This is a genomic window from Alcaligenes sp. SMD-FA, from assembly GCF_025960365.1.
Classification (GTDB): domain Bacteria; phylum Pseudomonadota; class Gammaproteobacteria; order Burkholderiales; family Burkholderiaceae_B; genus Alcaligenes; species Alcaligenes aquatilis.
This window is the reverse complement of the sequence record NZ_CP110108.1, coordinates 1,146,527-1,171,777: the sequence shown is the minus strand read 5'-3', so window position 1 is coordinate 1,171,777 and position 25,251 is coordinate 1,146,527. Positions and strand designations below refer to the sequence as shown.

General features: G+C 56.4%; 19 protein-coding genes and 2 tRNA genes. 8 read left to right on the top strand and 13 right to left on the bottom strand.

The window, feature by feature from the left end:
* Positions 1-24: 24 nt before the first annotated feature.
* The gene (locus OKX01_RS05365; RefSeq protein WP_376913170.1) at positions 25-876 is read right to left on the bottom strand and encodes a sulfurtransferase; all 852 of its coding nucleotides are present in this window, start codon (positions 874-876) and stop codon (positions 25-27) included.
* A complete protein-coding gene (locus tag OKX01_RS05360; protein WP_108727903.1) occupies positions 869-1,777 on the bottom strand; it encodes a DMT family transporter in 909 nt (302 codons plus the stop codon). Before OKX01_RS05360 ends, OKX01_RS05365 begins: the two co-directional genes overlap by 8 nt.
* Before the next feature lie 245 nt (positions 1,778-2,022).
* Between OKX01_RS05360 and htpX the strand changes: the two genes are divergently transcribed.
* Together htpX and OKX01_RS05350 are read left to right on the top strand one after the other, a co-directional pair.
* The gene (gene htpX / locus OKX01_RS05355) at positions 2,023-2,904 is read left to right on the top strand and encodes a protease HtpX (protein ID WP_094195999.1); all 882 of its coding nucleotides are present in this window, start codon (positions 2,023-2,025) and stop codon (positions 2,902-2,904) included.
* Between the two features lie 243 nt (positions 2,905-3,147).
* Complete coding sequence (locus OKX01_RS05350; protein WP_094195998.1) at positions 3,148-4,812, top strand: Na/Pi cotransporter family protein; 1,665 nt, start codon at positions 3,148-3,150, stop codon at positions 4,810-4,812.
* A gap of 104 nt (positions 4,813-4,916) precedes the next feature.
* Here OKX01_RS05350 and polA read toward each other — a convergent pair whose 3' ends face one another.
* Entirely contained in the window at positions 4,917-7,634 is a 2,718-nt protein-coding gene (gene polA, locus OKX01_RS05345; RefSeq protein WP_264672584.1) for a DNA polymerase I, read from the bottom strand.
* On the opposite strand from polA, the gene OKX01_RS05340 reads away from it, so the two are divergent.
* The 4 genes from OKX01_RS05340 to hisM all read left to right on the top strand — a co-directional run bounded on the left by OKX01_RS05340 (position 7,633) and on the right by hisM (position 10,605).
* Positions 7,633-8,301 (top strand): TIGR00730 family Rossman fold protein, encoded by a 669-nt coding sequence (locus tag OKX01_RS05340; RefSeq protein ID WP_094195996.1) that lies wholly within the window; start codon positions 7,633-7,635, stop codon positions 8,299-8,301. The genes polA and OKX01_RS05340 overlap by 2 nt on opposite strands.
* Positions 8,302-8,403: 102 nt before the next feature.
* Positions 8,404-9,198, top strand: a complete 795-nt coding sequence (locus tag OKX01_RS05335) for an ABC transporter substrate-binding protein (protein WP_264672583.1) — start codon at positions 8,404-8,406, stop codon at positions 9,196-9,198.
* Positions 9,199-9,214: 16 nt separating this feature from the next.
* Positions 9,215-9,904 (top strand): ABC transporter permease, encoded by a 690-nt coding sequence (locus tag OKX01_RS05330; RefSeq protein WP_042484236.1) that lies wholly within the window; start codon positions 9,215-9,217, stop codon positions 9,902-9,904.
* Positions 9,904-10,605, top strand: a complete 702-nt coding sequence (gene hisM / locus OKX01_RS05325; RefSeq protein WP_094195994.1) for a histidine ABC transporter permease HisM — start codon at positions 9,904-9,906, stop codon at positions 10,603-10,605. Before OKX01_RS05330 ends, hisM begins: the two co-directional genes overlap by 1 nt.
* A gap of 219 nt (positions 10,606-10,824) precedes the next feature.
* Here hisM and OKX01_RS05320 read toward each other — a convergent pair whose 3' ends face one another.
* The 10 genes from OKX01_RS05320 to scpB all read right to left on the bottom strand — a co-directional run bounded on the left by OKX01_RS05320 (position 10,825) and on the right by scpB (position 24,055).
* A complete protein-coding gene (locus tag OKX01_RS05320) occupies positions 10,825-11,283 on the bottom strand; it encodes a DUF1641 domain-containing protein (RefSeq protein ID WP_203226718.1) in 459 nt (152 codons plus the stop codon).
* Positions 11,284-11,297: 14 nt separating this feature from the next.
* Positions 11,298-12,488, bottom strand: coding sequence for an FAD/NAD(P)-binding oxidoreductase (locus OKX01_RS05315; RefSeq protein WP_094195993.1), 1,191 nt, complete (start codon positions 12,486-12,488; stop codon positions 11,298-11,300).
* 363 nt (positions 12,489-12,851) lie between these two features.
* Entirely contained in the window at positions 12,852-14,669 is a 1,818-nt protein-coding gene (typA, locus tag OKX01_RS05310) for a translational GTPase TypA (RefSeq protein WP_094195992.1), read from the bottom strand.
* A gap of 3 nt (positions 14,670-14,672) precedes the next feature.
* Positions 14,673-15,425 (bottom strand): tRNA pseudouridine(55) synthase TruB, encoded by a 753-nt coding sequence (gene truB / locus OKX01_RS05305; RefSeq protein ID WP_022983561.1) that lies wholly within the window; start codon positions 15,423-15,425, stop codon positions 14,673-14,675.
* 33 nt (positions 15,426-15,458) lie between these two features.
* Complete coding sequence (gene rbfA, locus OKX01_RS05300; RefSeq protein WP_094195991.1) at positions 15,459-15,872, bottom strand: 30S ribosome-binding factor RbfA; 414 nt, start codon at positions 15,870-15,872, stop codon at positions 15,459-15,461.
* Positions 15,873-15,875: 3 nt separating this feature from the next.
* On the bottom strand, positions 15,876-18,932 hold the full coding sequence (gene infB / locus OKX01_RS05295) for a translation initiation factor IF-2 (RefSeq protein ID WP_264672582.1): 3,057 nt from the start codon (positions 18,930-18,932) through the stop codon (positions 15,876-15,878).
* 67 nt (positions 18,933-18,999) lie between these two features.
* Complete coding sequence (gene nusA / locus OKX01_RS05290) at positions 19,000-20,484, bottom strand: transcription termination factor NusA (protein WP_108727906.1); 1,485 nt, start codon at positions 20,482-20,484, stop codon at positions 19,000-19,002.
* Positions 20,481-20,972: a ribosome maturation factor RimP gene (rimP, locus tag OKX01_RS05285; protein WP_094195988.1), complete on the bottom strand. Its 492-nt coding sequence runs from the start codon at positions 20,970-20,972 to the stop codon at positions 20,481-20,483. Before rimP ends, nusA begins: the two co-directional genes overlap by 4 nt.
* Positions 20,973-21,296: 324 nt before the next feature.
* Positions 21,297-23,123, bottom strand: coding sequence for a 23S rRNA pseudouridine(2605) synthase RluB (gene rluB / locus OKX01_RS05280; protein WP_264672581.1), 1,827 nt, complete (start codon positions 23,121-23,123; stop codon positions 21,297-21,299).
* Between the two features lie 2 nt (positions 23,124-23,125).
* On the bottom strand, positions 23,126-24,055 hold the full coding sequence (gene scpB / locus OKX01_RS05275; protein ID WP_230019160.1) for an SMC-Scp complex subunit ScpB: 930 nt from the start codon (positions 24,053-24,055) through the stop codon (positions 23,126-23,128).
* 132 nt (positions 24,056-24,187) lie between these two features.
* On the opposite strand from scpB, the gene OKX01_RS05270 reads away from it, so the two are divergent.
* Together OKX01_RS05270 and OKX01_RS05265 are read left to right on the top strand one after the other, a co-directional pair.
* Positions 24,188-24,264, top strand: a tRNA-Met gene (locus tag OKX01_RS05270).
* Between the two features lie 796 nt (positions 24,265-25,060).
* A tRNA-Met gene (locus OKX01_RS05265) sits at positions 25,061-25,137 on the top strand.
* Positions 25,138-25,251 lie beyond the last annotated feature (114 nt).

Below are 25,251 nucleotides of genomic sequence, written 5' to 3'. Positions count from 1 at the left end.
GCACCAGAAGTCTCTTGCCTTTGACTAGCTGCGCGCAACAGGCCGGCTGGCGTCACTGACCCATTCACTCCAGGAGCCTGGATAAATACTGGAGCCAGACAGCCCCGCCAATTCCATGGCAAAAAGATTGTGACAAGCCGTAATACCCGAACCACACTGATGGACCACCATCTCTGCCGAAATCGTCCCCAGCAAGTCCCGATACTCCTGACGTAGCTGCTCAGCCGGCTTGAAGCGCCCTTGTTCATCCAGATTATTAAGGTGCGAACGGTTCAACGCGTCGGGGATATGACCCGCGACCGGGTCCATCGGTTCCACATCTCCGCGATATCGTTCGGCAGCGCGCGCATCCAGCACAGTGAAAATAGGTTTGGACAGGTTCTTCAGTACCTGATCCGTTTGCACGGTAGGCATGGCCGCCTGTTCAGGGATGCTCAATTCAGCCGCTGCCGGGGCGGGCCTAGCCGGGCCGCTTTCTTGGGCTCCGCCCAGTTGTTGCCAGGCCTGCCAGCCACCATCCAGAATGGCGACCTGGGGATGCCCCAACCAACGCAGCATCCACCACATATGGCTGGCAAACAAGGAACCCTGGGCATCGTAGACCACAACCTGCATGCCGTCACGCAAGCCGCTTTGCTGCAAAAGCTGGGCCAGCACCTGACGACTGGGCAAAGGATGACGGCCATTCAGCCCAGTCTTGGGAGCAGCCAGATCAACCTCGTGATCCAGAAACACCGCACCCGGAATATGCCCCTGCTCATAAGCGCGTCGTCCTGCCTGGTGGTCGATCAAGTCATGGCGTACATCCAGAATCAAGCACTCTGAGTTATTCAGATTGGCCTGGACTTGTTCTGCGCTAATCAGAAATTCAAACACGTTCTGCCTCCTTGACGGGAGCCCGCTCGGCTGCCGCGGCCTGACCTCGCAAGATACGATCCTCGCTGTAGGTGCGCCAGGCTGACAACAGGCCAGACCCGATAATCAATGCCATACCTGCCCAGGCTACCCCGTCAGGCACATCCCCCCAGAAAGCGATACCAATCAGGGCGGCGAAAATAATGGTGGTGTATTGCAAGGCTGCGGTCAACAAGGCCGAACCCAGTCCAAAAGCACGCGTCATGGTCAGTTGCCCAAACAAACCAGACAAGCCTACGCCCAACAGGGACAGCCAGGCGCGCCAGCTCAGTTCGCGCCAACCTTCCCACAAAAGGCCAACCAGACTGGAGCATACGACAAAACAGGAAAACAGCAGCACGGTGCGCCATTCAGGCTCACCTGAACGTCCTAGAGCACGTACCTGCATCATGGCCACCGCACTTAAGGCACCCGCACACAGCCCCAACATGGCAGCCCACCATTGATCAGGCGTAATACTGGGACGCAGCACACCGATCACACCCATAAAACCCAAGAGCACCGCAATCAGACGCACAGGGTCGCGCTGGGTGCCACCCCAGGCCAGCATCCAGAAAGCAATAAATAAGGGAGCGGTGTAATTCAGGCTGACGGCCGTGGACAAGGGCAGATTTGCCAGGGCCAGAAAACCCAACCACATGGAACTGACCCCGGAAACGTTACGCCGGATATGCAGCTTCCAACTTTGAGGGGCCAGCCGCAAACCACGGCTCTTGGCCCAGAACACTAACAGCAGGACCGAGGGCACACCCCGGAACAAAACGATTTGTGCCATCGACGCCCCAGCATCGGCGGACACTTTGACACAGGCCCCCATAATGGCAAACATGGCGCAGGCTACCAGCATCCACAATGACTGCATGTGATCAGACCAAATCAGTAATAAGGGAAAGCCATTACTATACTCTCCGCCTTGCAAAAGTGGCTCGGTAACCCCATATCCAGACCAGTTAGACCACAACTTGAAAGACAGCTCAAGAAACTATCTTGATCAAAAGCTGACTAAAGGCTGAATCTTTTATTATCACGCCTGGAATCAAGGCTAAAATTCGGGCCGATCGTCTTTCCACGGTCACGATTTCTTTTGTCATACCGGAATCCGCATTCATGAAACGAATTGTCCTTTTTTTAATAACCAACTTGGCCGTCATGCTGGTGCTCAGCGCCTCCATGAATATTTTGGGTGTGGGACGTTACCTGAACGCGCAAGGTCTGGATCTGACTCAATTGCTGATTTTCTCGGCCTTGGTCGGTTTCACCGGCGCCATCATTTCCTTGCTGATGAGCAAGTGGATGGCCAAGCAAAGCGTGAACGCGCGTGTCATTGATCCCAACGCCCCCGCCAACGCGGAAGAAGCGTGGCTGGTCGATACCGTGCACCAACTGGCGGACCGCGCCGGTATTGGCCGCCCAGAAGTGGCTATTTACGACGGCGAGCCCAACGCGTTTGCCACTGGCGCCTTCAAGAACGATGCTCTGGTCGCCGTGTCCACAGGCTTGTTGCGCGGCATGACCGAAGAAGAAGTCATGGCGGTGCTCGGTCATGAGGTTGCCCACATTGCCAACGGCGACATGGTCACCCTGACCTTGATCCAGGGCGTGGTGAATACCTTTGTGATCTTCCTGGCCCGTCTGGCCGGCTACTTTGTGGACCGCGTGCTGTTGCGCAACGATCGCGACGTGGGCATGGGTTACTACGCCTCGGTTTTTGTGTTTGAGCTGATTTTTGGCGTGCTGGCCTCCATCATCGTGGCCTGGTTCTCCCGTCAGCGTGAATACCGCGCCGATGCCGGTTCCGCCCAGTTGCTGGGTTCGCGCCAGCCCATGATCCATGCTCTGGCCCGTCTGGGTGGCATGGCTCCTGGTGAGCTGCCCAAGAACTTTGAGGCCTCCGGTATTTCGGGTGGTCGTTCGATCAGCGCGATCTTTGCATCCCACCCTCCTATCGCGGCACGTATCCAGGCTTTGCAAAACGCCCAATCGGTCTAAGCACACCGGCAGCCTGAACGGCACAACCCAACAAAACGCCCCAAAAGCCTATGTGCTTTTGGGGCGTTTTCATTTCTTAGTGCAAACTGCCTCCTTGCCATGCATAGCTCCCCTGAAAATATCAGACTAACCAGAGTCGGCCTGCCCCTACAGTCCAAGCGCGGCATAAGCCCCAAGACCTGAGTGTGCTCCCCTGAATTCTGAGACTCACGCTTGTAAGATGCGCTGGGCTATTATTTAGCCATGAAAGAAATCTTCGCACTTCTCGATTTCGGGGGATATATCGCTTTGCTCCTGTGGGGTATCCACATGGTGCAAAGCGGTGTGCAACGCGCCTTCGGTGCCGAACTGGGCATCTGGATGGGTCACGCATTGGGTCGCCCCCGTCGCGCCTTTTTTGCGGGTGCGGCCATTACCGCCGCCATTCAAAGCAGTACCGCCACCGGTCTGATGATTACCAGCTTTGCCGCCACCGGCATGGTTGCCCTGGTTCCGGCCCTGGCCGCCATGTTGGGCGCCAATGTGGGCACGACGCTGATCGTGCAACTGCTGTCCTTCAAGATGACCGCGCTGGCTCCTGCCCTGATTCTTCTGGGTGTTTGGTTATTCCGCTCGCAAGAGCCTGGACGCCGACGCGACCTGGGCCGCGTCTTTATTGGCCTGGGCCTTTTGCTGCTGTCCTTGCATGAGTTAGTGGGCCTGTTCTCGCCCATTCAGGACGCCCCCCTGCTGCAAACCATTCTGGAAGCTCTGGCAGGCAGTCCCATGACGGGTATGTTGCTGGCGGCACTGCTGACCTGGGCCGCGCACTCCAGTGTGGCTATTGTGGTGCTGATCATCTCGCTGGCCAGCCATCAGCATATGGACCCGCAGCTAACCTACGCGCTGGTGCTGGGTGCTAACGTGGGTACCGCCATCAATCCGATTCTGGAAGGGGCTGGCAGCACGAAAGACCCAGCCAACAAACGTGTGCCCATAGGCAACTTAGGCACACGTGTGTTTGGCTGTCTGATTGGCATGATTGTGTTGCCCTGGATTCCGGATTTGATGAGCTGGTTCACCGATGAACCCGCCCGTGCCGTGGCCAACTTCCACACCTTCTTCAATCTGGCCGTGGCGGCCTTGTTCCTGCCTTTGCTCAAACCCTATTCGCGCCTGCTGAGCCGTTATCTGCCCCGTCGCACCGACCCGGATGATCCTGGCCTGCCTTTGTATCTGGACCAATCTGCCCAGGAAGTCCCTGCGGTGGCCCTGGGCAATGCGGCGCGGGAAGCACTGCGCCTGTCTGATATGTTGCAAGAGATCCTGGACACGGCCCGCCAGAACATGCTGAGCAATAGTGCCCAAAGCATTAACCATGCGCGCTATATCAGCAATGCCGTCAACCGTCTGGAGCCATTGATCACTACATATCTGGCCAGCATGGATCAGGAAAACCTGAACAAGAAAGATACGCGTCGCCTGAACGATATTCTGACTTTTTCCACCAATATCTCGCACGCCGCCACCATCAGCGTCAATGGCTTGCTCAGCCATACGGCCAAGCTGCGCAAACAGGGCTGGATACTGCAAACGGAAGAGCAAGCCGAGATCGGCAAGGTCATGGACAGGCTAATTCGAAACCAACGTCAGGCCGCAGCTCTGTTTGTAGCCGAGGACGTCAAAACGGCCCGCTTCCTGGCGTTTGAAAAAGACTTTTTCCGCGAACTGGAAGTTGCAGCTGCGGACCGTCATCTTCGCCAGATCAAGGCCGGTCAGTTGGACGTTGCCGAGCAAGGCTCCTTGTATCTGGAGATCTTGCGTGACGTACGCACCATTAACTCCTATCTGGTCAGCGCGGCAGCCTATCCGATTCTAGCCAAGCACGACGAGCTGCTTCCCAACCGGGTACGCTCCAACGAGGACTAGATACATCATCAAAGCGTGCCACACCCGGCCCGCGAAACTCCAGCGACTCGAAAACAAGCAAGGCGACCATCAGGTCGCCTTGCTGTTGAGTCTATCAGAAGCCTTTAGTGCGCCTGTTCCCAGTTATCGCCCACCCCCACCTCGGCAACCAGTGGGACATCCAGCTTGGCCACATTGCACATCAGGCCAGGCAGGTTTTCACGCAAAATATCCAGCTCGTCCTCAGGTACATCGAATACCAGTTCGTCATGGACCTGCATCACCATCTGCGTGCGCAGACCCTTTTCTTCCAGCCAACGCTGCACAGCCACCATGGCCATTTTGATCAGGTCAGCCGACGTGCCCTGCATCGGTGCATTAATGGCGGCACGCTCTGCACCGGCCATGCGCGGCCCTTTTGCACCTTTCAGTTCCGGCAGCCATAGGCGGCGACCAAACACGGTTTCCACATAACCTTGCTCATGAGCCTGGGCTTTGATGCGAGTCATGTAGCTGGCCACGCCAGGATAGCGAGCGAAGTAGCGATCAATATAAGCACGGGCAGCATCACGGGTAATGCCCAGGTTGCTGGCCAGACCAAACTCACCCATGCCGTAGATCAGACCAAAGTTAATCGCCTTGGCGGCACGGCGCTGGTCAGAGCTAACATCTTTGGCATCCACACCAAAAATCTCGGCAGCGGTCGCTGTGTGCACGTCCCCACCCTGCTCAAAGACCTGCTGCAAATTGGCGTCACCCGATACATGCGCCATCACACGCAATTCGATCTGGGAATAGTCAGCCGAGACCACTTTGCCCAACTCGGACACGAAGGCGGCACGAACACGACGCCCTTCTGCCGTACGCACCGGAATGTTCTGCAAGTTAGGATCGGAGGAGGCCAGACGCCCAGTTATCACGGCAGCCTGTGCATAACGGGTATGCACACGGCCACTGTCCGGATTCACCATTTTGGGCAGCTTGTCCGTATAAGTGGACTTGAGCTTGGCCAGACCACGGTACTCCAGCAGCACCTGCGGCAAGGGGTAATCCTGAGCCAAGCGGGTCAAGACGTCCTCGTCAGTAGACGGAGCACCACTGGCCGTTTTACGAACCACTGGAATACCGAGCTTGCCGAACAGAATCTCGCCCACTTGCTTGGGGGAGTTCATGTTGAAAGGCTGGTCGGCCAACTCGTAAGCCTTGTTTTCCAGCTCCAGCATTTTTTGGCCCAGCTCGTGGCTTTGACGCGCCAAGGTAGGCACATCAATCTTGACGCCATTGCGCTCCACAATCGTCAGCACATCCGAAGCCTGCACTTCCAGCAAATAAATACGCTCCAGACCTTCTTGCTTGGCCACTTGAGGACGCAGGCACTGATGCAAACGCAAGGTGTAGTCCGCATCTTCACAGGCATAGTGAGACGCAACAGGGATGTCCACCTCGTCAAAACCGATCTGCTTGGCACCCTTGCCGCAAATATCCTCGTAAGACGTGCCTTTCAAACCCAGCCATTGCAAGGCCAGCTCATCCATGCTGACGCGCTTGTGCGACTGCAAGACATACGCCTGCAACATGGTGTCCTCGCGGATACCGCGCAAGCTGACTTTTTCATTGAGCAGGACATGCGTATCGTATTTGGCATTGTGCAGGACCTTGGCCGCCTCTGCGTTTTCCAGCCAGGGACGTAGAGTTTCCAGCACATCGTCTTTATCCAACTGCTCTACATCCAGCGAACCACGGTGAGCGACCGGCACATAAAAAGCCTGGCCCGCCTTGACCGATACAGACAAGCCCACCAGACGCGCCATCAAAGGGTCCAAGGACGTGGTTTCCGTATCCAGCGCCACCAGCTCGGCCTTCTCCAGCAGGCTTAGCAAGGACTGCAATTGCTCTTTCGTCGTGACGGTCTGATAATCCAGCTCAGCGGGTGCCGCAGGCGTTTCAGCCTGGACGCGGGCATCCTGGGCAGGCACGCGCTTGGGATCATCCGTCAATTCACGCAACCAGCTGCGGAAACCATAGGTTTCATAGATATCCTGCAACACAGCATTGTCACGGGGCTCCGGCTCCAGCGCACCGAAGTCACCCGTAAAACCAGGCACCTCACAATCGAGCTTGACCGTCACCAGCTTGCGCGTCATTTCAAAGTTAGCGCTGAAATCGCGCAGATTCTGGCCAGCCACACCCTTGATTTTGTCGGCATGCTGCAACAACTCATCCAGGCTGCCATATTCACCTAACCACTTGGCGGCTGTCTTGGGGCCCACCTTGGGTACGCCCGGAATATTGTCCGAGGTGTCGCCAATCAGCATCAAATAATCGATAATCTGATCTGGGCGTACTCCGTACTTATTGGTGACCCCCTCTATATCCAGCTTTTCGTTACTCATGGTGTTGACCAGCTGCACATGCTCATTGACCAGCTGGGCCAGGTCCTTATCTCCGGTAGAGACCACCGTCTCGATACCGTTTTCGGCCGCCAGACGAGAAAGTGTGCCGATGATATCGTCAGCCTCCACGCCGGACTGACAAATCAGATGCCAGCCCATGGCGCGTACCGCTTTGTGAATAGGCTCTATTTGCTCCGCCATATCTTCGGGCATGGAGGGCCGGTTAGCCTTGTATTGATCGTACAGATCGTCCCGGAAGGTGCGGCCCTTGGCATCGAAAACGCATACCATATAGTCGGCCTGATAATCCTGTAGCAGGCGGCGCAACATATTGATGACCCCGTACAAGGCGCCTGTAGGCTGGCCTTGCGCGTTTCGCAGATCAGGCATCGCATGGTACGCTCGGTACAGATAGCTGGAACCATCAACGAGCAACAAGGTTTTTTTCATGTCTAACAATAAAATCGTCCGTTTACCGGCCTCTGAGCAGATTCCTACCATCATGAAGGAGCTGCAAACTGCGGTCGATACATTAAAAGAAATGGGTGCTGGCGTAAGTGTTTTCGGCAGCGCACGCATCAAACCCGGCCATCCTTACTACGAACTGGCCCAGAAACTGGGCCGTCGGCTGGCCGAAGCGGGCGTCACCCTGATTGCGGGCGGCGGCCCTGGCCTGATGGAAGCCGCCAATAAAGGCGCATACGAAGCAGGCGGGCAAAGTGTTGGCCTGAATATACGCTTGCCCCACGAAACCACCAACAACCCTTACCAGACGCACAGTCTTCAGTTCGAATACTTCTACTCGCGCAAGGCGACCTTTTTCATGCACAGCTGGGCCTACATTGCCCTGCCTGGCGGCTTTGGCACCCTGGACGAGCTGTTTGAAGTCATGACCCTGGTTCAAACAGGCAAAGTCCCACCCGCCCCCATTGTACTGATCGGCACTTCCTTTTGGTCCGGCCTGATCGACTGGATTGGTGAGCATTTAATGGAGATGGGGCTGATTGGCCCCAAAGACCTGAATTTACTGGTCCTGACCGACGATTTGGACGAGGTCATGGGCTACATCAACCAATGCTGCGTGCTGCCTAGGGCGGAACCCGCATTGCCCCAGTAAGGCGTACGGGTTAAATTTGCAGTCTTTCTTCGGCCCTCCATCAGCAGGGCCGAATTTGTATTGAATGCCACAAGCTAGTCGATATTTGCCGGAGTCCTTCACATGAACAAAATGATTGCCCGCCTCCTGATGGTGGCTTTTTGCAGTGCTTTAGTACCCGTTGCCGCTCACGCAGACGAACCATCCGAAATCCGTTTTGCCACGGAAGCGGGCTATCCCCCTTTCGAGTTTCTGGACCCCAGTGGCGAGCTGCAAGGCTTTGATATCGATATCGGCAACGAAATCTGTAAACGCCTGCAGGCCAAGTGCGTGTGGATCGACCAGTCTTTTGACAGCTTGATCCCCGGCCTGCAAGCCCGCAAGTTCGATCTGGCCAATTCCACCATGACAGCTACAGAGGCGCGCGCCAGGGTCATCGACTTTAGCGAGCCCATGTACATCGTGCCGGTGCGCCTGGCCGCACGCAAAGGCAGCGGCCTGGAGCCCACCGCCGAATCCCTGAAAGGCAAGCGTGTGGGCGTGCAGCAAGGCACCACCATGGAAACCTATGCGCGCCAGAACTGGGCCAATAACGGTGTCACCATTGTGGCTTACCCCAGCTATACCGATGCCTTCAATGACCTGGCCGGCGGCCGGGTTGACGCCACTTTCCAGGAAGCCCAGAACGCCATCGAAGGCTTTTTGAGCAAACCGGCCGGCGCCGATTTTGAGCTGACCGGCAGCACCGTGGACGACAGCCCCATTTTGAACGAACCCATTGCCATGGGCATTCGTAAAGGCAACAAAAAACTCAAAAAAACCATTGATGAAGTTCTGCGCGAAATGAAGGCCGATGGCACCATGCAGACCTTTGCCGACAAATACTTCCAAAAAGAAAACATTCGCATTGCGCCCTGACCTGGATACCTGAACCATGTTGCTTTACGGTTATGGGCCACAGTTGCTGGTCGGCACCTGGGAAACCATCAAACTGGCTGTGCTCTCGCTGCTGGTTTCCCTGGTACTCGGTCTGGTCGCTGCCCTGATGAAACTGTCTCGCGCTTCGCTGCTGCGTTGGGTGGGCGGTTTGTATACCACCTTGATTCGGGGCGTCCCGGACCTGGTGCTCTTGATGTTGTTCTTTTTCAGCCTGCAAATCTGGTTGAACGAACTGACAGACTGGCTGGAATGGGACATGATCGAGATCGATCCCTTCGGTGCCGGTGTGGTCACCCTGGGCTTTATTTATGGTGCCTACTTTGCCGAGACCTTTCGCGGTGCCCTGATGGCCATCCCCAAAGGCCAGATGGAGGCGGGCAAGGCCTGTGGCTGGAGCGCCTGGCAAGTTCTGCACCGCATCCAGATCCCGCAAATGATGCGCTACGCGCTGCCCGGACTGGGCAATAACTGGCAAATCCTGCTCAAATCCACCGCACTGGTGTCCTTGATCGGCCTGAGCGATGTGGTCAAGATTGCCCAAAACGCGGGGAACGCGACCTTCAATTCCTTCTTGTTTGTGGGCATCACCGCCCTGATCTATCTGGGCCTGACCGCTGTGAGCAATATCGGGCTGGGCTACCTGGAACGACGCTACAACATTGGCGTGAAAGGAGCGCAGTTCTAATGGATGTTCTGAACGAATTCTGGCGCGCCTATCTGTACCAAAGCAATGGTCAGCTCTCGGGCCTGGCCATGACCCTGTGGCTGCTGGTGATTTCGGTTGTGATCGGCTTTTTCCTATCGATTTTCATGGCCATTGGCCGCGTTTCCGGCAAAGCCTGGCTGTCGCGCCCTATCGGTGCCTTCACTTATTTTTTCCGTGGTACGCCCTTGTATGTGCAGATCCTGCTGATCTACACCGCCATGTACAAGCTGGCCATTGTCAAATCGGTGCCTGCACTGGAAGCTTTCTTCATGAGCGGCTTTAACTGCATGATTCTGGCGCTGACCTTGAATACAGTCGGCTACACCACCGAAATTTTTGCCGGTGCCATCCGCTCCATGCCTTCTGGTGAAGTCGAGTCGGCCCGTGCCTATGGCATGTCCGGCTGGACCTTGTACCGCCGCGTAATCTTGCCGCAAGCCCTGCGTCGTGTCCTGCCGGCTTACAGCAATGAAGTGGTCCTGATGCTGCATGCCACCTCACTGGCCTTTACCGCCACGGTTCCCGACCTGCTCAAGATCGCGCGTGATGCCAATGCAGCCACCTATCAGACCTTCACCTCCTACGGGATTGCCGCATTGATTTACCTGTGCGTGTCTTTCATTCTGGTCGGTGCATTCAGGATTGTGGAAAAACGCCAAATGGCGTTCCTGAATCACTAAACGCTAAGGTGCTGAGGTGCTGAGGTGCTGAGGTGCTGAGGTGCTGAGGTGCTGAGGTGCTGAGGTGCTGAGGTGCTGAGGTGCTGAGGTGCTGAGGTGCTGAGGTGCTGAGGTGCTGAGGTGCTGAGGTGCTGAGGTGCTGAGGTGCTGAGGTGCTGAGCAAAAAAATGGGCCGCTTGCAAAAGCGGCCCATTTTTCTTTAGCGACACAAGCGCCCTGTCAATCGCCCGTATGATCCAGGTTCTGATAGCGCATCTGACGTCCCATCACACCGGCCATCATCAAAAAGAAAGTCAGACCGCGACGCACTTCTGGCTCCTTGGCCAGGCGTATCAGGCCCATCAGAGTCGGGGTCGTCTCCGTGGCTCGCACTTGATCCGCAGCCATACGGGCCGCGTTTCCAACTGACCAGGCGGCTCCTACGCCCTCCTCAAAGCCCTTCATGAGCTTCTCAAGCATATAGTCGTCCGTCATGTCCACCAGATCGGCCAGCAGGGACACGGCATCCACCACCCGATTCAAACGACCACCAGCCAATAAGGGTTCGATCTTGCCGATCAACTCATCCAGGCCCTTGATGCCCGGATCCTCTCCAAGCAGGCTTTCCAGGGCAGAGGGGGACTTCTGAGCCGCACCCGCATCGCCGGGGTTCAAGGATTTATCCGATACCGAATTCATCTGTCTCTCCTGACTTAGACCAAGCCACGGGCCACGGCCCAGTAAATACCCCGATTAAAGCCCTTGCGCAGCAGGCCACCCAGCTTGGTGGGCGGCGTAGGATGCACATCCTCCTTGTAGTCATACCAGAGCGGCATCCCCCCCTCCAGACCCATTTGGGCTACCGCCACCACACGGCCGTCGTATTCGTCACAAGTACGCCCGAATCGCAGCTCGGAGGCCAGATTATTGACCACCACAGGCGACTGGTTGTGACATGAGCCACCTGCTTTACTGATGGGCAGGTCCACCGTGTCACCCAGCACGTACACATTGTCCAGGCCCAGCACCTTCATGGTTTGGTGATCGGTGGGGACCCAGCCCTCGTTGTCGGCGGCTTGAGAGATCCCCGAATCACGAACCGCTGCAACTGCCGTAATTGGCGGTGTTGCCATCAAAAGGTCAAATGGCTCTTCTGCCCCTTCCTCGGAATACGCAATCTTGCGTTCAGGGTCCACTCGGCTCAAGGTAAAACCGCGTTGATGCTTGATATCCCTATCCTCAAAAATTGGCGGCAAAACCTGGCAAACCTCGTTCTGCATGAACAGGCAATTACGCAGGAGCTGGGAGGTGGTGGGATAGGTATAGGCAATCTCCACCTTGTCCCGTACGCCACGACGACGCAGGTATTCATCCAGCATCAAGGTAGTTTCTACCGGCGCGATGCCGCACTGATGCGGAACATTATGGGTTTTGGGGAAGGTGACGGTAACCAGTACGCGGCCTTTCTCCAGCCTGCTCAGACGGTCAGCCAACTGACGGGCAGGGGCGTGCTGATAGAAATGATCACCGCCCTCTTTCAGGCCCTCGATTTTTTCAGGTGATGGCACGCAACCCGTAGACAGCACCAGATAGTCGTAATCGATCTTCTTACCGCTGGCGCAGTGCAAACGGCTGGCTGAGAAATCAAAGCCACTGACCTCCTCCAGCTGGAAATCAATTTCAGGGCGTAAAAGGGAAATTTGCGGTCGCCGCAGCTCGTCCCGGAAAAAGGCATCAAAAGCCACATACATAAAAGCGGGCTTGTAATAATGCCAGGGGGAATTGGACAACAGGGTAACGCGGACTTTGCCCGAACGAATTTCCGGGTATAGCTTGGTCACCAGATGATTGGCGGTCATCGTACCGCCAATACCACCACCTACAATCACAATATGCTGCACCATCAGTATTCTCCTTAATGGGGGAAACTGTGAAGCGCACCCTGATTCACAAAAAAATCAAGCAAAAACAGGATGATACACAGCAATCACTGAGACTATGCAAAGCGAGCTTAGTAATGTGTCCAGCCAATTTGTATCAAATAAGTATTAAGCAGAAATTAAAACGGCCGTTTCTTTTTTGATGAGTTATCCAATCAAATTTATTTATCTCACACCCTTTGCCGATTTAAAAAACAAGCCGGGGCGATTATGCATACACCCCAGCTTCTTAATAACTTTCTCACATATGGCCCAACCCTGCCAATATAGAATAAAAAAAACGCCTGCATCAAGCAGGCGTTTTCTCCTATCGCAAAACCCGAAGAATTAACTTTCGCGTTGACTGCGACGGCGCTCGTGTTCTTTCAGGTAACGCTTGCGCAGGCGAATGGACTTGGGAGTCACTTCAACCAGCTCATCGTCATCCAGGAAGTCCACGGCGTATTCCAGGCTCAAGCGGATAGGTGGAACCAGATCAATGTGCTCGTCCTTGCCGGAAGCACGCACGTTGGTCAGTTTCTTTTCCTTGATGGGGTTAACCACCAAGTCGTTGTCGCGGCTGTGAATACCAATGATCATGCCTTCGTACAGGGCATCACCGGGAGACACAAACATGCGACCGCGATCCTGCAGTTTCCACAAGGCGTAGGCCACGGCATCACCGTCGTCCTGGCTGATCAGCACGCCGTTACGACGCTCGCCAACCGCGCCTTCACGCATGGGGCGGAACTCGTCAAAGGTGTGGCTCATCAGGCCAGTACCGCGTGTCAGCGTCATGAACTCGCCCTGAAAGCCAATCAGGCCACGGGCGGGAATACGGTACTCCAGACGGGTACGACCACGGCCATCGGCAACCATATCCTGCAAGTCACCACGACGGCGACCCAGCTCTTCCATCACGCCACCTTGGTGGCCGTCTTCGACGTCCACGGTCAGTTGCTCGTAGGGCTCCATCTTGACGCCGTTTTCTTCACGAATCAGCACGCGTGGACGCGATACGGCCATTTCGTAGCCTTCACGACGCATGTTTTCGATCAGAATGGTCAGGTGCAACTCACCACGACCGCACACTTCAAACACGGTATCGTCGTCGGTTTCGTTAACGCGCAGCGCCACGTTGGATTTCAGCTCGCGATCCAGACGGTCGCGCAGCTGACGGCTGGTCACGAACTTGCCTTCACGGCCAGCCAATGGCGAGGTGTTCACCATGAAATTCATGGTCAGGGTAGGCTCGTCAATGCGCAGCAAAGGCAAGGCGTCCTGGTGAGCAGGATCGGTTACCGTGCAACCAATGCCCAACTCTTCAATACCGTTGATCAGCACGATGTCACCGGCTTCGGCTTCATCTACCGACACACGCTCCAGACCCTTGAACTTCAGAACCTGGTTGATGCGGCCCTTGATGACTTCGCCATCAGGACCAAATTTCACGACTACATCCTGAGCAGCGCGCACGCGGCCACGGTTCACACGGCCTACACCGATCTTGCCCACGTAGGAGCTGTAATCCAGGGAGCAGATCTGCAGTTGCAGGGGTGCGTTGACGTCGTCTTCACGTTGGGGCACGTGTTCCAAAATAGCGTCGAACAAAGGACGCATATCGCCTTCGCGCACGTCTTCGGTCAAACCGGCGTAGCCCGACAGACCCGATGCGTAAATGATGGGGAAATCCAGCTGTTCGTCGGTAGCGCCCAATTTGTCGAACAGATCAAAGGTGGCGTTGATCGCGAAGTCAGGACGGGCGCCAGGGCGGTCAACTTTGTTGACCACCACAATCGGACGCAAACCCAGTTCCAGCGCTTTACGAGTCACGAAACGGGTTTGAGGCATAGGGCCTTCCACCGCGTCCACCAGCAACAGCACGCCATCAACCATGGACAGCACGCGCTCGACCTCACCACCGAAGTCAGCGTGACCGGGGGTGTCGATAATGTTGATGTGGGTGCCTTCGTATTCGACGGCACAGTTCTTCGCCAGAATGGTAATACCGCGTTCTTTCTCGATATCGCCCGAGTCCATGACACGTTCGGAGATATGTTCGTTGTCACGGAACGTACCTGCCTGTCTCAACAATTGATCGACCAGGGTGGTCTTCCCGTGGTCAACGTGGGCAATAATGGCCACATTGCGCAATGCGCGTCTCATAACTCATCCTTCTGATTGAAGTTTTTTGGGCAAAATCTCGGTAGGCAAGCTCTCGATGGCCAGCAAGGCCGACATCGGGTCTTCCATCGCCTGCAACCCATCCAGGGTGTAGGCGTCGTCGATATGAAAAGGTCCTAATTCTGTCCGGCGCAAGGCCGTCAGATGGGCAAAACACCCCAGAGCACGTCCAATGTCTTGCGCCAGGGTCCGGATATAGGTTCCCTTGCTGCAACGTACAAACAAACGCGCCGATTGCGGCGTAAAGTCTTGCACCTGCAAATCGTGAATCACGAGATGTCGTGCCTCACGTTCCAGCTCTATACCCTGACGGGCATATTCATACAGGGGCTTGCCATCGCGCTTGAGCGCGGAATACATGGGCGGCACCTGCGTAATGGGTCCTCGGAAAGCAGGCAATACTGCTTCCAGCGCCTCGAGGGTGACGCCGGCAAAATCTGCCGGAGCCTGAGACACCACATTGCCGGTCAAGTCGCCTGAATCGGTTTCTTGTCCAAACTGCAAGGTAGCTTCATAGGCTTTGTCTGCTTCCAGCATCGTGGCAGAAATTTTGGTAGCCCGGCCAAAACAGCAAACCAGCAGACCCGTCGCAAACGGGTCCAAGGTTCCGGTATGGCCAGCTTTGCGGGCATCCAGAGTGCGGCGGGCACGCTGCAAAGCGTGGTTGCTGGACATTCCGTCGGACTTGTCCAGTAGCAGCACACCATCAATCAACTGCCCGCGTTTTCGCGTAGCCATTGTGTGTCAATCCGTGAAGAAACAACAGCCGCGTCAGGGCTGTTCGTCTGGTTCGTCCGACTTGGACGCGGAGCCAGTCAATTGGCTATCGGCCTGGTTGGCGCTGTCGATGAGCTTGGAGAGCTCCATGCCGCGTTCCAACTGTCGGTCGTGATGAAAATGCAAAGTTGGAACGGTATGGATGTGCAGCAGCTTGAACAGCAGCGAGTGCAACCAACCGGCCTTCTCGGTCAAAGCCGCCTGAGCGACTTCGGGCTCGGCGCCCAGCACCGAGTAATACACTTTGGCGTGTGCGTAGTCAGGAGACAGCTCCACGCCGGTCAAGGTAATCAAACCAGCGCGGGTCATGTCGATCTCGCGCTGGATCAGGACCGCCAGATCCTTCTGGATCTGGTCGGCCAGGCGCAGGTTGCGCCCTGGGTTTGGTTTGGACTTGTGTCGTGCCATAAATTACAGTGTCCGGGCGATCTCTTTGATCTCGAAGATCTCAAGCTGGTCGCCCACTTGGATGTCGTTGTTGCCACGCAGTGTGATACCGCAATCGAAGCCGGAACGCACTTCCTTGACATCGTCCTTGAAGCGGCGCAGGGAATCCAGGTAGCCACTCCAATGCACCACGTTGTTGCGCAGCAAGCGAACTTGCGAGTCGCGACGGACCACGCCTTCGGTAACCATACACCCGGCGATGTTACCAATGCGTGACACGTTGTAGACTTCGCGAATTTCAACCATGCCGATGACTTCTTCGCGCTGCTCGGGAGCCAGCATGCCGGACAGAGCCGCTTTGACCTCGTCCACCGCATCGTAAATGATGTTGTAGTAACGCAGATCAATGCCGTTGGCTTCGGCCAGTTTCTTGGCGCTTTGCTCGGCACGGACGTTAAAGCCGATTACCACCGCGTTCGATGCAATAGCCAGGTTGACGTCGCTCTCAGAGATGCCACCCACAGCCGCGTGTACCACCACCACGCGCACTTCGTCGGTAGACAACTTGACCAGCGACTGCACCAGAGCTTCTTGCGAACCTTGCACGTCGGTTTTGATGATCAGCGACAGGGTTTGCGTACCTTCACCCAGGTTGTCGAACATGGACTCCAGCTTGGCGGCCTGTTGACGCGACAGTTTCACATCACGGAACTTGCCTTGACGGAACAGGGCGATCTCACGGGCCTTACGCTCGTCAGCCATCACAACCAGTTCGTCACCCGCTGCTGGCACTTCGGTCAGACCCTGGATTTCCACTGGAATCGATGGGCCAGCCGAGTTCAGCGACTTGCCGGTTTCGTTCAACATGGCGCGAACGCGACCAAAGGAAGCGCCAACCAGTACGCTGTCACCGCGGTTCAAGGTACCGCTTTGCACCAGAATGGTGGCCACTGGACCGCGACCCTTGTCCAGACGGGCCTCGATCACTGTACCCTTGGCAGGCGCATCAATCGGAGCCTTCAACTCCAGCATTTCCGCTTGCAACAGGACGTTTTCCAGCAACTCGTCGATGCCCTGGCCGCTCTTGGCCGACACAGGAATAAAGGGCACATCGCCACCGTATTCTTCGGGCACCACTTCCTCGGCTACCAGCTCTTGCTTGACGCGCTCTGGGTTAGCTTCGGGCTTGTCGATCTTGTTGATCGCCACCACCAGTGGCACGCCAGCGGCGCGAGCGTGGTGAATGGCTTCACGAGTCTGAGGCATCACGCCGTCATCTGCAGCCACCACCAAAATCACGATGTCCGTAGCCTTGGTACCGCGAGCACGCATGGCCGTAAAGGCTTCGTGACCGGGGGTATCCAGGAAAGTGGCAGTGCCGCGATCCGTTTTCACGTTGTAAGCACCGATGTGCTGCGTAATACCACCGGCTTCGCCCGACGCGATCTTGGCGCGACGGATGTAGTCCAGCAGCGACGTTTTACCGTGGTCAACGTGACCCATCACGGTTACCACTGGAGCACGAGGCTTCAGTTCAGCATCGTTTTGGGCATCCGTATCCACCAGGAAGGCTTCAGGATCGTCCAGCTTGGCGGCAATGGCCTTGTGACCCAGCTCTTCGACCAAAATCATGGCCGTTTCCTGATCCAGCACCTGGTTGATGGTGACCATCTGACCCAGTTTCATCAGGTGCTTGATCACCTCGGCTGCCTTGACGGCCATACGGTGAGCCAGGTCGCTGACCGAAATGGTTTCAGGCACGTGTACTTCACGGGCAATGAATTCTGCCACTTGTGGTTCGCGACGCTCGGCCTGAGCATTGCGGCCACCACGGCCACCCTTGCCACGGCCTGCCTTGGCGTTGGCTTTCCAGCCTTCACGACCACCACCGGCACCGGCGGAGGCCACATCAGCCTTGGAAGGCTGCTTCTTACGGCTGGCATCGCTGGTCCAGCCAGGCGTACTGTCAGTCTTGACGGGTTTGCCTGGAACCTTCTCAGCCTTGGCGCCTTTGACCTCTTTTTTCTGAGCGCCCTTGGCACCTGCCTTGCTATCAGCCTCTGGCTCGGGAGCACGCAAGACTTTACGAGGACGGTTCAACATATCGCGCAACGCAGCGGCTTCCGCCTCTGCTGCCTTACGGGCGCGATCACGATCCTGGTCTTGCTCCACATCGGCGGCAACAGGAGGAATCACCGGGCCACGCACGGCACGGCGCTGGCTATTGGTAGCCATATCCCGAGGTTTTCCAGTCGAAGTGGGCGTTTTTGTCCCTTGAGGGTGCTGATTTTTATTCACAGAGTTAGCTTGACGGGCGTCGTTCACAGATTTAGTAGGTTCCACAGGCTTTTCTTGGGCCGTAGGAGAGGGAGCCGATTCGACCCTTTCCTGAACAGGCTCTACAGCGGCTTCGGAGGGTTCCGATGCCGCAGGGGCGTGTTCCTGAGGCTGGGGCTCGGGTTGGCTTGGGTTTTCCTGCGCAGCCACAACGGGCTCTGCAGGAGCAGCAGGTTCGGGCGCGGGCTCAACAACAGGAGTCGGCTCAAGAGCGGCGACCACCTCGGGCTCAGGCTCTGGCTTGGGCTCAGGCTTGGACTCGACAGGGGCTTGCTCTTGCACAGGGGTCTCGGGAGCGGCGACCACAGGAGCCACGGGCTCGCTGACAGGCGCGGCGGGCGCCTGTTCAACAGCCGGCTTTTCCTGACTGGCCGCTTGGGCCTGAGCAGCTTGCTCCTTTGCATTTTCCTGTGCCAATGCCGCATTGGCTTCTGCCACCAGCTCGGAGGGATCACGCTTTACAAACACACGTTTTTTGCGTGTTTCCACCTGAATCGTGCGGGAACGACCCGACCCGTCATCCTGACGGATCTCCGATGTTTGACGACGAGTCAGGGTGATCTTCTGACCTTCCTGACTGCCGTGCGAGCGGCGCAACGATTCAAGCAGCTTCGCCTTATCCGAATCAGTGATGGCGTCATCAACTGATTTGAGCTCAATACCTGCGCTACGCAACTGCTCCAGCAGAACATTCGCAGGCATTTTCAGTTCTTGAGCGAACTGGGCGACAGTGTTACTCGACATTCGACTCTCTCTTGCTTTACTACAACTATTCTTAATGAATACAACGCGCGGGACCTAGCTAGACATATCAGGCCTCGTCGTCAAACCAGTGGGCACGGGCACGCATGATCAGGTCGCTGGCTGCATCTTGCGCCAGGCCGGTCATCTCGGACAGTTCGTCCGTTGCCAGTTCCGCCAGTTCATCCAGCGTTGTAATCTCGTTTTCAGCCAGTACGGCGATCAGCTCGGGCGTCATGCCCTCGATTCCTGCCAGTTCCTTGACCGCGGTCTGTACCAATTCTTCCTTGGCAATGGCCTCGCTCAGCAGTGCATTGCGGGCGCGGGCACGCAGCTCGTTGACGGTTTCCTCGTCAAAGGCCTCGATATCCTGCAATTCCTGCATAGGCACGTAAGCGATTTCCTCCAAACCGGTAAACCCTTCGTCGATCAGAATATCGGCCACGGCTTCGTCCACATCCAGACGGGACATGAACATGGCGCGCAATTCTTCGCGCTCTTCATCCTGTCGGTTGCGGCTTTCTTCCGGTGTCATGATGTTGATCTGCCAGCCGGTCAACTCCGATGCCAGACGCACGTTCTGACCACGCGAACCAATCGCCTTGGGCAGATTTTCTTCGTCTACCACCACGTCCATGGCGTGTTTGTCTTCGTCCACCAAAATGGATTCGACATGTGCCGGGGCCAAGGCACCGATCACAAACTCGGCCGGATCATCGGCCCACAACACGATATCGACCTGTTCGCCGCCCAGCTCGTTACGCACGGCAGTAACGCGCGAACCTCGCATGCCCACGCAAGTACCGATAGGATCGATACGCTTGTCGTAAGCAATAACGGCGATCTTGGCACGCACACCCGCATCACGGGCAGCGGCCTTGATTTCCAGCAGACCCTGTTCGATCTCGGGTACTTCGTTCTCGAACAGTTCTTTAATAAAGTCAGGAGCGGTACGCGACAAGATGACCTGTTGGCCACGAGCGGCGTAATCCACTTTCTGTACCCAGGCACGAACGCGATCGCCCACACGGATATTTTCCTTGGGGATCATTTCCGAACGAGGCAAACGCGCCTCGATCTTGCCCATTTCGATAATGGCATCGCCCTTATCCATGCGCTTGACCGTACCGGAAACAATCGTTTCACCGCGCTCCAGGAAGTCGTTCAGAACCTGCTCGCGCTCGGCGTCGCGGATTTTTTGCAAAATGGCCTGTTTGGCCGCCTGGGCACCGATACGACCGAACTCGATAGGTTCGAGCGGCTCTTCGATGTAATCGTCCACTTGCAGCTCGGGATCGATTTCCTGGGCGTCCGACAACATTTCCTGTTTATCGGGCTCTTGCAGGCCGGCCTCGTCGGGCACGACCAACCAACGCCGGAACCCTTCGTGGGCGCCGGTCTCCCTGTCGATTTCCACACGGATATCGACATCCTCTTTGAAGCGCTTTTTCATGGCCGAGGCCAGGGCGCTTTCGAGCGCGGTGAACACGACATCACGCGCTACGGATTTTTCACGCGCCAGCGCATCGACCAGCAATAGAATTTCGCGACTCATCGCTTCTTACCCTTGAAATCAAGAACGGGATCCAATTTGGCACGATCCACCTGGTCATAGGTGAATTCGACCTGCGTCAGCTTGCCCGATGCTTCGTCCAGTTCCAGCCTAAAAACGGTATCCAGCGGAACACTAGTCGGTAGCGCCCCTTCAGGAGCGTGGAGCGTACCCACAAACACTTTCCGATTATCGAGTGCTTCGTGCAGGCGCACCTGCACCCGACTGCCCGCAAAACGCACGTAATCACCAATGCGCAGCAAGGGGCGATCTATCCCCGGCGAAGTCACTTCCATGCGGTTATAGTCCACGTTTTCCACTTCGAAAACGCGCGATAATTGTTTAGACACCCATTCACAGTGTTCGATACGCACCCCTTCCGGGTGATCAATGACGATGCGTAACAAGCCTAGCGGCGCACGCTCCACGTCCACCAGTTCGTACTCGGTACCCGCCAGGGTCTCTTGTGCCAAAGCCAGAATGTCTGCCATAAAATCCAAAAAAAATGGGCTGTACGCCAGCCCATGGTCACCATGCTCACTTGAGGGTCAAGCGGGCCCTGGTCTTGCGCATTGCCAACGTCAAACTCGGGATAGTTGCAGGCGCAACCGAACCGGATGATCCACGCGGTCTTTTCTTTGAAAGACCGCCCTATTCGCTGGCGCGCAGCATCAAAAAAGACCCAGCCGACACAAACGTCTCTGAGCCAAGTTCTATATTCTACCAGAAAACCGGAAAATACGTGCATTCACACGGCCTTACAGGCCCAAACCGCAGGGTTTGGGCCACAAACTCAAAGTCCGCGCGACTTGGCTTTACCGACGCCCGCGTCCCAGGTGGGACTCATGAGCGGCCGAGCCGGCTGGCTGCCAGTCATCATCACGACGGCTGACACGGCGCACCACTGTTGTTTTCTTCACATGTGCCTTAGGCGCTTGCCCGGCACCGGCGCGATCGGAAGTACTGCGGCGGGCCGAAGGCGCACGTCCTTCCTGGGCTCCGCGAGCCTGGCCACGGGCTTGCTCATTACGCCCCGGTTCACCGCGCGCCTGATCGCCACGCGCTGGGCGGCGGCCATTGTGTACGCGCGCACCTTCCTGCGAACGCCCCTCGCGACCGCGGCCTTCGTGTGCACGCCCCTCTGAAGAGCGCCCTTCTGCCGAACGACCGCGCTGCTGACCACGAACACCCTGCCCGCTGCGCGCAGTACCACGCCCTTGACCACCGTGCTCACGACGACCACCATCGGGATGACCATTGGCCAAACCACCGCTGATGAACAAGGCGCCGCTGACGGACTCATTCACACGTACATTGTTCGAGGAGCGACCGCGACCTGCCACACGACCACCACGGCCCATGCGAGCACCGCTCAGGCCGTTATGCTCCAGCGTACCGAAGCCGGGGGGCAAGGCACTGTCATGAGACAGAGGCTGGCGTTCGCGACGCTGGTGACCACCCTCGTCATCCGATTCTTTCACCAAACCCAGACGCAGCATAAATGCCATCACCACATCAGCGTCCAACTCCTCCCAACGACCACGGCGCAAGTTCTTAGGCAGGCCCACATCACCAAAACGTGTCCGGATCAAACGGCTAACCGTCACACCCATCGCCTCAAACATACGACGCACTTCGCGGTTACGACCTTCGTGGATCGTGACGCGATACCAACGATTGCTGCCCTCGCCTCCCAGGAACTCGATCAGGCCGAACTTGGCCACGCCGTCTTCCAACTGCACGCCATCGCGCATGGACTGCATTTGCTCTTCGCTGAGTTCGCCCAGAACACGTACTGCGTATTCACGTTCGGCGCCGTAGCGTGGATGCATCATGCGGTTAGCAATATCGCCCGAGGTAGTAAAAATCAACAAACCCTCAGTATTCAGATCCAGACGACCGACGGACAACCACTTGCCCACTTTCAGAGACGGCAGGCGACCGAACACCGTGGCGCGACCTTCGGGATCATCGTGCGTCACGATTTCCCCAGCAGGCTTGTGATACAGAATCACGCGTGGGGGGCGCTTGGTGTTGGCACGATTGATCAACTGACCATTAATACGCACCTTGTCGTCTGCGCTGACACGTTGCCCGATATGAGCAGGTTCGCCATTGACAGAGACACGGCCCGCAACAATCAGCTCCTCCATATCGCGGCGCGAACCAATACCAGCCTCAGCCAGCACTTTGTGCAATTTGGGCTGCACCAAATCGCTACCCATGTATTTACCCAGACGCTGCGACAGACGATTTTGCTTGTCCAGGTGGCTGAATGCGATGTCATCATCACCATCCAGAATCACAACCGGTGCCTCGTCAGCCGCGTTTGAATAGCGAGCATCCTGAGCGCTGCCGGGGCGCTTGCCGGCACCACCGCGTGCATCTTGGCGACGACCCGCCGGCGCAGGTTTGCGTCGATTATTCTGTGGGCGGGCCGGACGGGCTTTGGCCTCGTCAGGAGCGGTCGCCAAAGCCTGTTCATTCTGGCGAGGGGCCGACTCTTGTGCAGCATCGCCACGACGGCGGCGAAACGGGGTGCGCAACTTACGCCCTTGGCCTTTCGCGCGGGGATTCTTGGGGTCGGCCGCGCCTGAGGCGTCCGACGTAGAGGCTGTGTTCGTCTCGTGCGAATCAGTCATTTTTAATCATTTACTCCAGAGTTTTTTATTTCATCCGGTACCTGTACATCCGATAGGCCAGCCGCAGCCTGGGCCTCATCCACGGGGTCCGGTGTCGTATTCACTTCAGCTTGTTCAGTTTGTGGCAGCTCCGCTTCTGAAACTGCCCCAAGCAAATTGTCCTGACTGCCTGACTTGGAATCCGCTTCGGACCCCAGCTCAAGCTGAGCAACAGAAGCCTGCAGCGGCTCCATGCCCACTTCCAAAGCAGCGTCTTGTTCTGCTTCTTGTTCTATTTCTTGCCCTGCCTCAGAACCAGCCTGCTGCGTTGCCACAGATGCAAACGCTTGCTCTGCAGCCTGCTGTGCCGCCTGCTCCCGGCTCTGATCCTGATGATCTTCACCCTGCTGATGACCCAGCCCTTGATCCGATGCATTACCCTGCTCTGCCGACGCAGCCGCTTGCTCGCTGGGCAAGGACGACAGCACATCCAGGGAATCCAGAGCTTCAACTGCGGGCAACTCATCCAAAGAACGCAGCCCTAGATCATTCAAAAACTGACGGGTCGTTCCCAGCAATGCCGGGCGTCCGGGTGCGTCACGATAGCCAAGAACTTCAATCCAGCCCCGATCTTCCAGGGTACGCACAATTTGAGTCGACACACTAACACCACGTATGTCCTCAATGTCCCCACGGGTAACAGGTTGCCGCCAAGCAATAATCGCCAAGGTTTCCAGCACGGCCCGCGAATACTTGGGCGCGCGCTCCAGACTAAGACGGGACAAAAATACTTGCATGGCCGGGCGACTTTGAAAGCGCCAACCCGAGGCAACCTGAACCAATTCCAGGCCACGCTCTTTCCAATCCAGTTGCAAGATAGCCAGATAACGGCGCAGATCATCCGCGCTCAGCGGCGGGGAGACAAACATTTTGCGCAACTCGGCGCTGTTCATGGGCTGCTGCGCACACAGCAAAGCCGTCTCCAGGACTCGGATTATTTCACTTTCAGTCACTACTGGGAAGCCTCACTTTCTGGCGATACTTGCATAAAACAAAAATTCCATGTTAGTATTCATCTTTTCCGGCGCGGGGTGGAGCAGCATGGTAGCTCGTCGGGCTCATAACCCGAAGGTCGTAGGTTCAAATCCTGCCCCCGCAACCATCATCCGGAACTGCTTAGCAGAATCAAACAAGCCAGCCAATTCGCGCTGGCTTTTTTGTTGCCCGCCGTTTTGATCTTCAATCTTGCGCTCGGCGCAGTCCAGCGCCAGAACACGCAGACCAGCCTTCAACACCGTAGCAAAAATCACAAGCACTGCATGCATCCGACTCGCCACCGAGCTTTGTACCGGAGCGGACGCGCACGCAAACACACCGCCCTGGCCAACGCCAGAAACAGCAGCATTAAACGCAATTAAAAAATTTGTGTAAGCACACATGCTGATGATGAGTATGTCCGCAAGCCCTATCGGACTGGATTTGAATTGGCGCTTCTGAGATTTACAGGGCGCGAAAACAGCACAACAACATTTGGGGCAATAACTGATCGGGGCAATGCAGGTCTATAGTGTCGAATACCAACATCAAGGCACCAACAGACCACCGCAGGGGTTATCGATTGCCTAAACCTGAAGCAAAGCCAGAAACAGAGAAATTCGTTTTGCCGGGACATCCCGCCTAGTAGGGGAGCCGACTGCTATCACAGCTAGATGCCAGCCAATACGAGCTGGTCGCTATACAGGGAGCCGCTTGCGCGTTTGAGCTTTTAGAAATGCCAGTCCGGCTGAACCTGTAAGCACAGTCTGTATTACACCATTGCGACCGGCAAGACGCAAGAAAATTGAGGGCCGTTTTATCCTGCCCTCATGCCCTTCCCAGTAGCCATCGACAAATATTAATGAAATAAACACGCCACACTATGTACATAATCAAAAACTATGTTATAGTTACTTTTCTGACGCGGGGTGGAGCAGCATGGTAGCTCGTCGGGCTCATAACCCGAAGGTCGTAGGTTCAAATCCTGCCCCCGCAACCAAATTTAAAAAACCGTCGCTTATGCGGCGGTTTTTTTTTGTCCTGCTCCAGGTGCTCGCCTTATCAGGCGTTGCTGCTTGCGACACGTTAAGCGACATGGCCTGGATACGTTCAG

Bases quoted from the DNA above. Each gene is read 5' to 3' on its own strand.
- rbfA (WP_094195991.1), bottom strand. From the start codon at position 15,872: ATGGCACGACACAAGTCCAAACCAAACCCAGGGCGCAACCTGCGCCTG.
- typA (WP_094195992.1), bottom strand. From the start codon at position 14,669: ATGAGACGCGCATTGCGCAATGTGGCCATTATTGCCCACGTTGACCAC.
- polA (WP_264672584.1), bottom strand. From the start codon at position 7,634: ATGAAAAAAACCTTGTTGCTCGTTGATGGTTCCAGCTATCTGTACCGA.
- htpX (WP_094195999.1), top strand. From the start codon at position 2,023: ATGAAACGAATTGTCCTTTTTTTAATAACCAACTTGGCCGTCATGCTG.
- OKX01_RS05340 (WP_094195996.1), top strand. From the start codon at position 7,633: ATGTCTAACAATAAAATCGTCCGTTTACCGGCCTCTGAGCAGATTCCT.
- OKX01_RS05315 (WP_094195993.1), bottom strand. From the start codon at position 12,488: ATGGTGCAGCATATTGTGATTGTAGGTGGTGGTATTGGCGGTACGATG.
- OKX01_RS05330 (WP_042484236.1), top strand. From the start codon at position 9,215: ATGTTGCTTTACGGTTATGGGCCACAGTTGCTGGTCGGCACCTGGGAA.
- OKX01_RS05320 (WP_203226718.1), bottom strand. From the start codon at position 11,283: ATGAATTCGGTATCGGATAAATCCTTGAACCCCGGCGATGCGGGTGCG.
- truB (WP_022983561.1), bottom strand. From the start codon at position 15,425: ATGGCTACGCGAAAACGCGGGCAGTTGATTGATGGTGTGCTGCTACTG.
- rluB (WP_264672581.1), bottom strand. From the start codon at position 23,123: ATGACTGATTCGCACGAGACGAACACAGCCTCTACGTCGGACGCCTCA.
- OKX01_RS05335 (WP_264672583.1), top strand. From the start codon at position 8,404: ATGAACAAAATGATTGCCCGCCTCCTGATGGTGGCTTTTTGCAGTGCT.
- infB (WP_264672582.1), bottom strand. From the start codon at position 18,932: ATGTCGAGTAACACTGTCGCCCAGTTCGCTCAAGAACTGAAAATGCCT.
- scpB (WP_230019160.1), bottom strand. From the start codon at position 24,055: ATGAACAGCGCCGAGTTGCGCAAAATGTTTGTCTCCCCGCCGCTGAGC.
- hisM (WP_094195994.1), top strand. From the start codon at position 9,904: ATGGATGTTCTGAACGAATTCTGGCGCGCCTATCTGTACCAAAGCAAT.
- rimP (WP_094195988.1), bottom strand. From the start codon at position 20,972: ATGGCAGACATTCTGGCTTTGGCACAAGAGACCCTGGCGGGTACCGAG.
- nusA (WP_108727906.1), bottom strand. From the start codon at position 20,484: ATGAGTCGCGAAATTCTATTGCTGGTCGATGCGCTGGCGCGTGAAAAA.
- OKX01_RS05350 (WP_094195998.1), top strand. From the start codon at position 3,148: ATGAAAGAAATCTTCGCACTTCTCGATTTCGGGGGATATATCGCTTTG.
- OKX01_RS05360 (WP_108727903.1), bottom strand. From the start codon at position 1,777: ATGCAGTCATTGTGGATGCTGGTAGCCTGCGCCATGTTTGCCATTATG.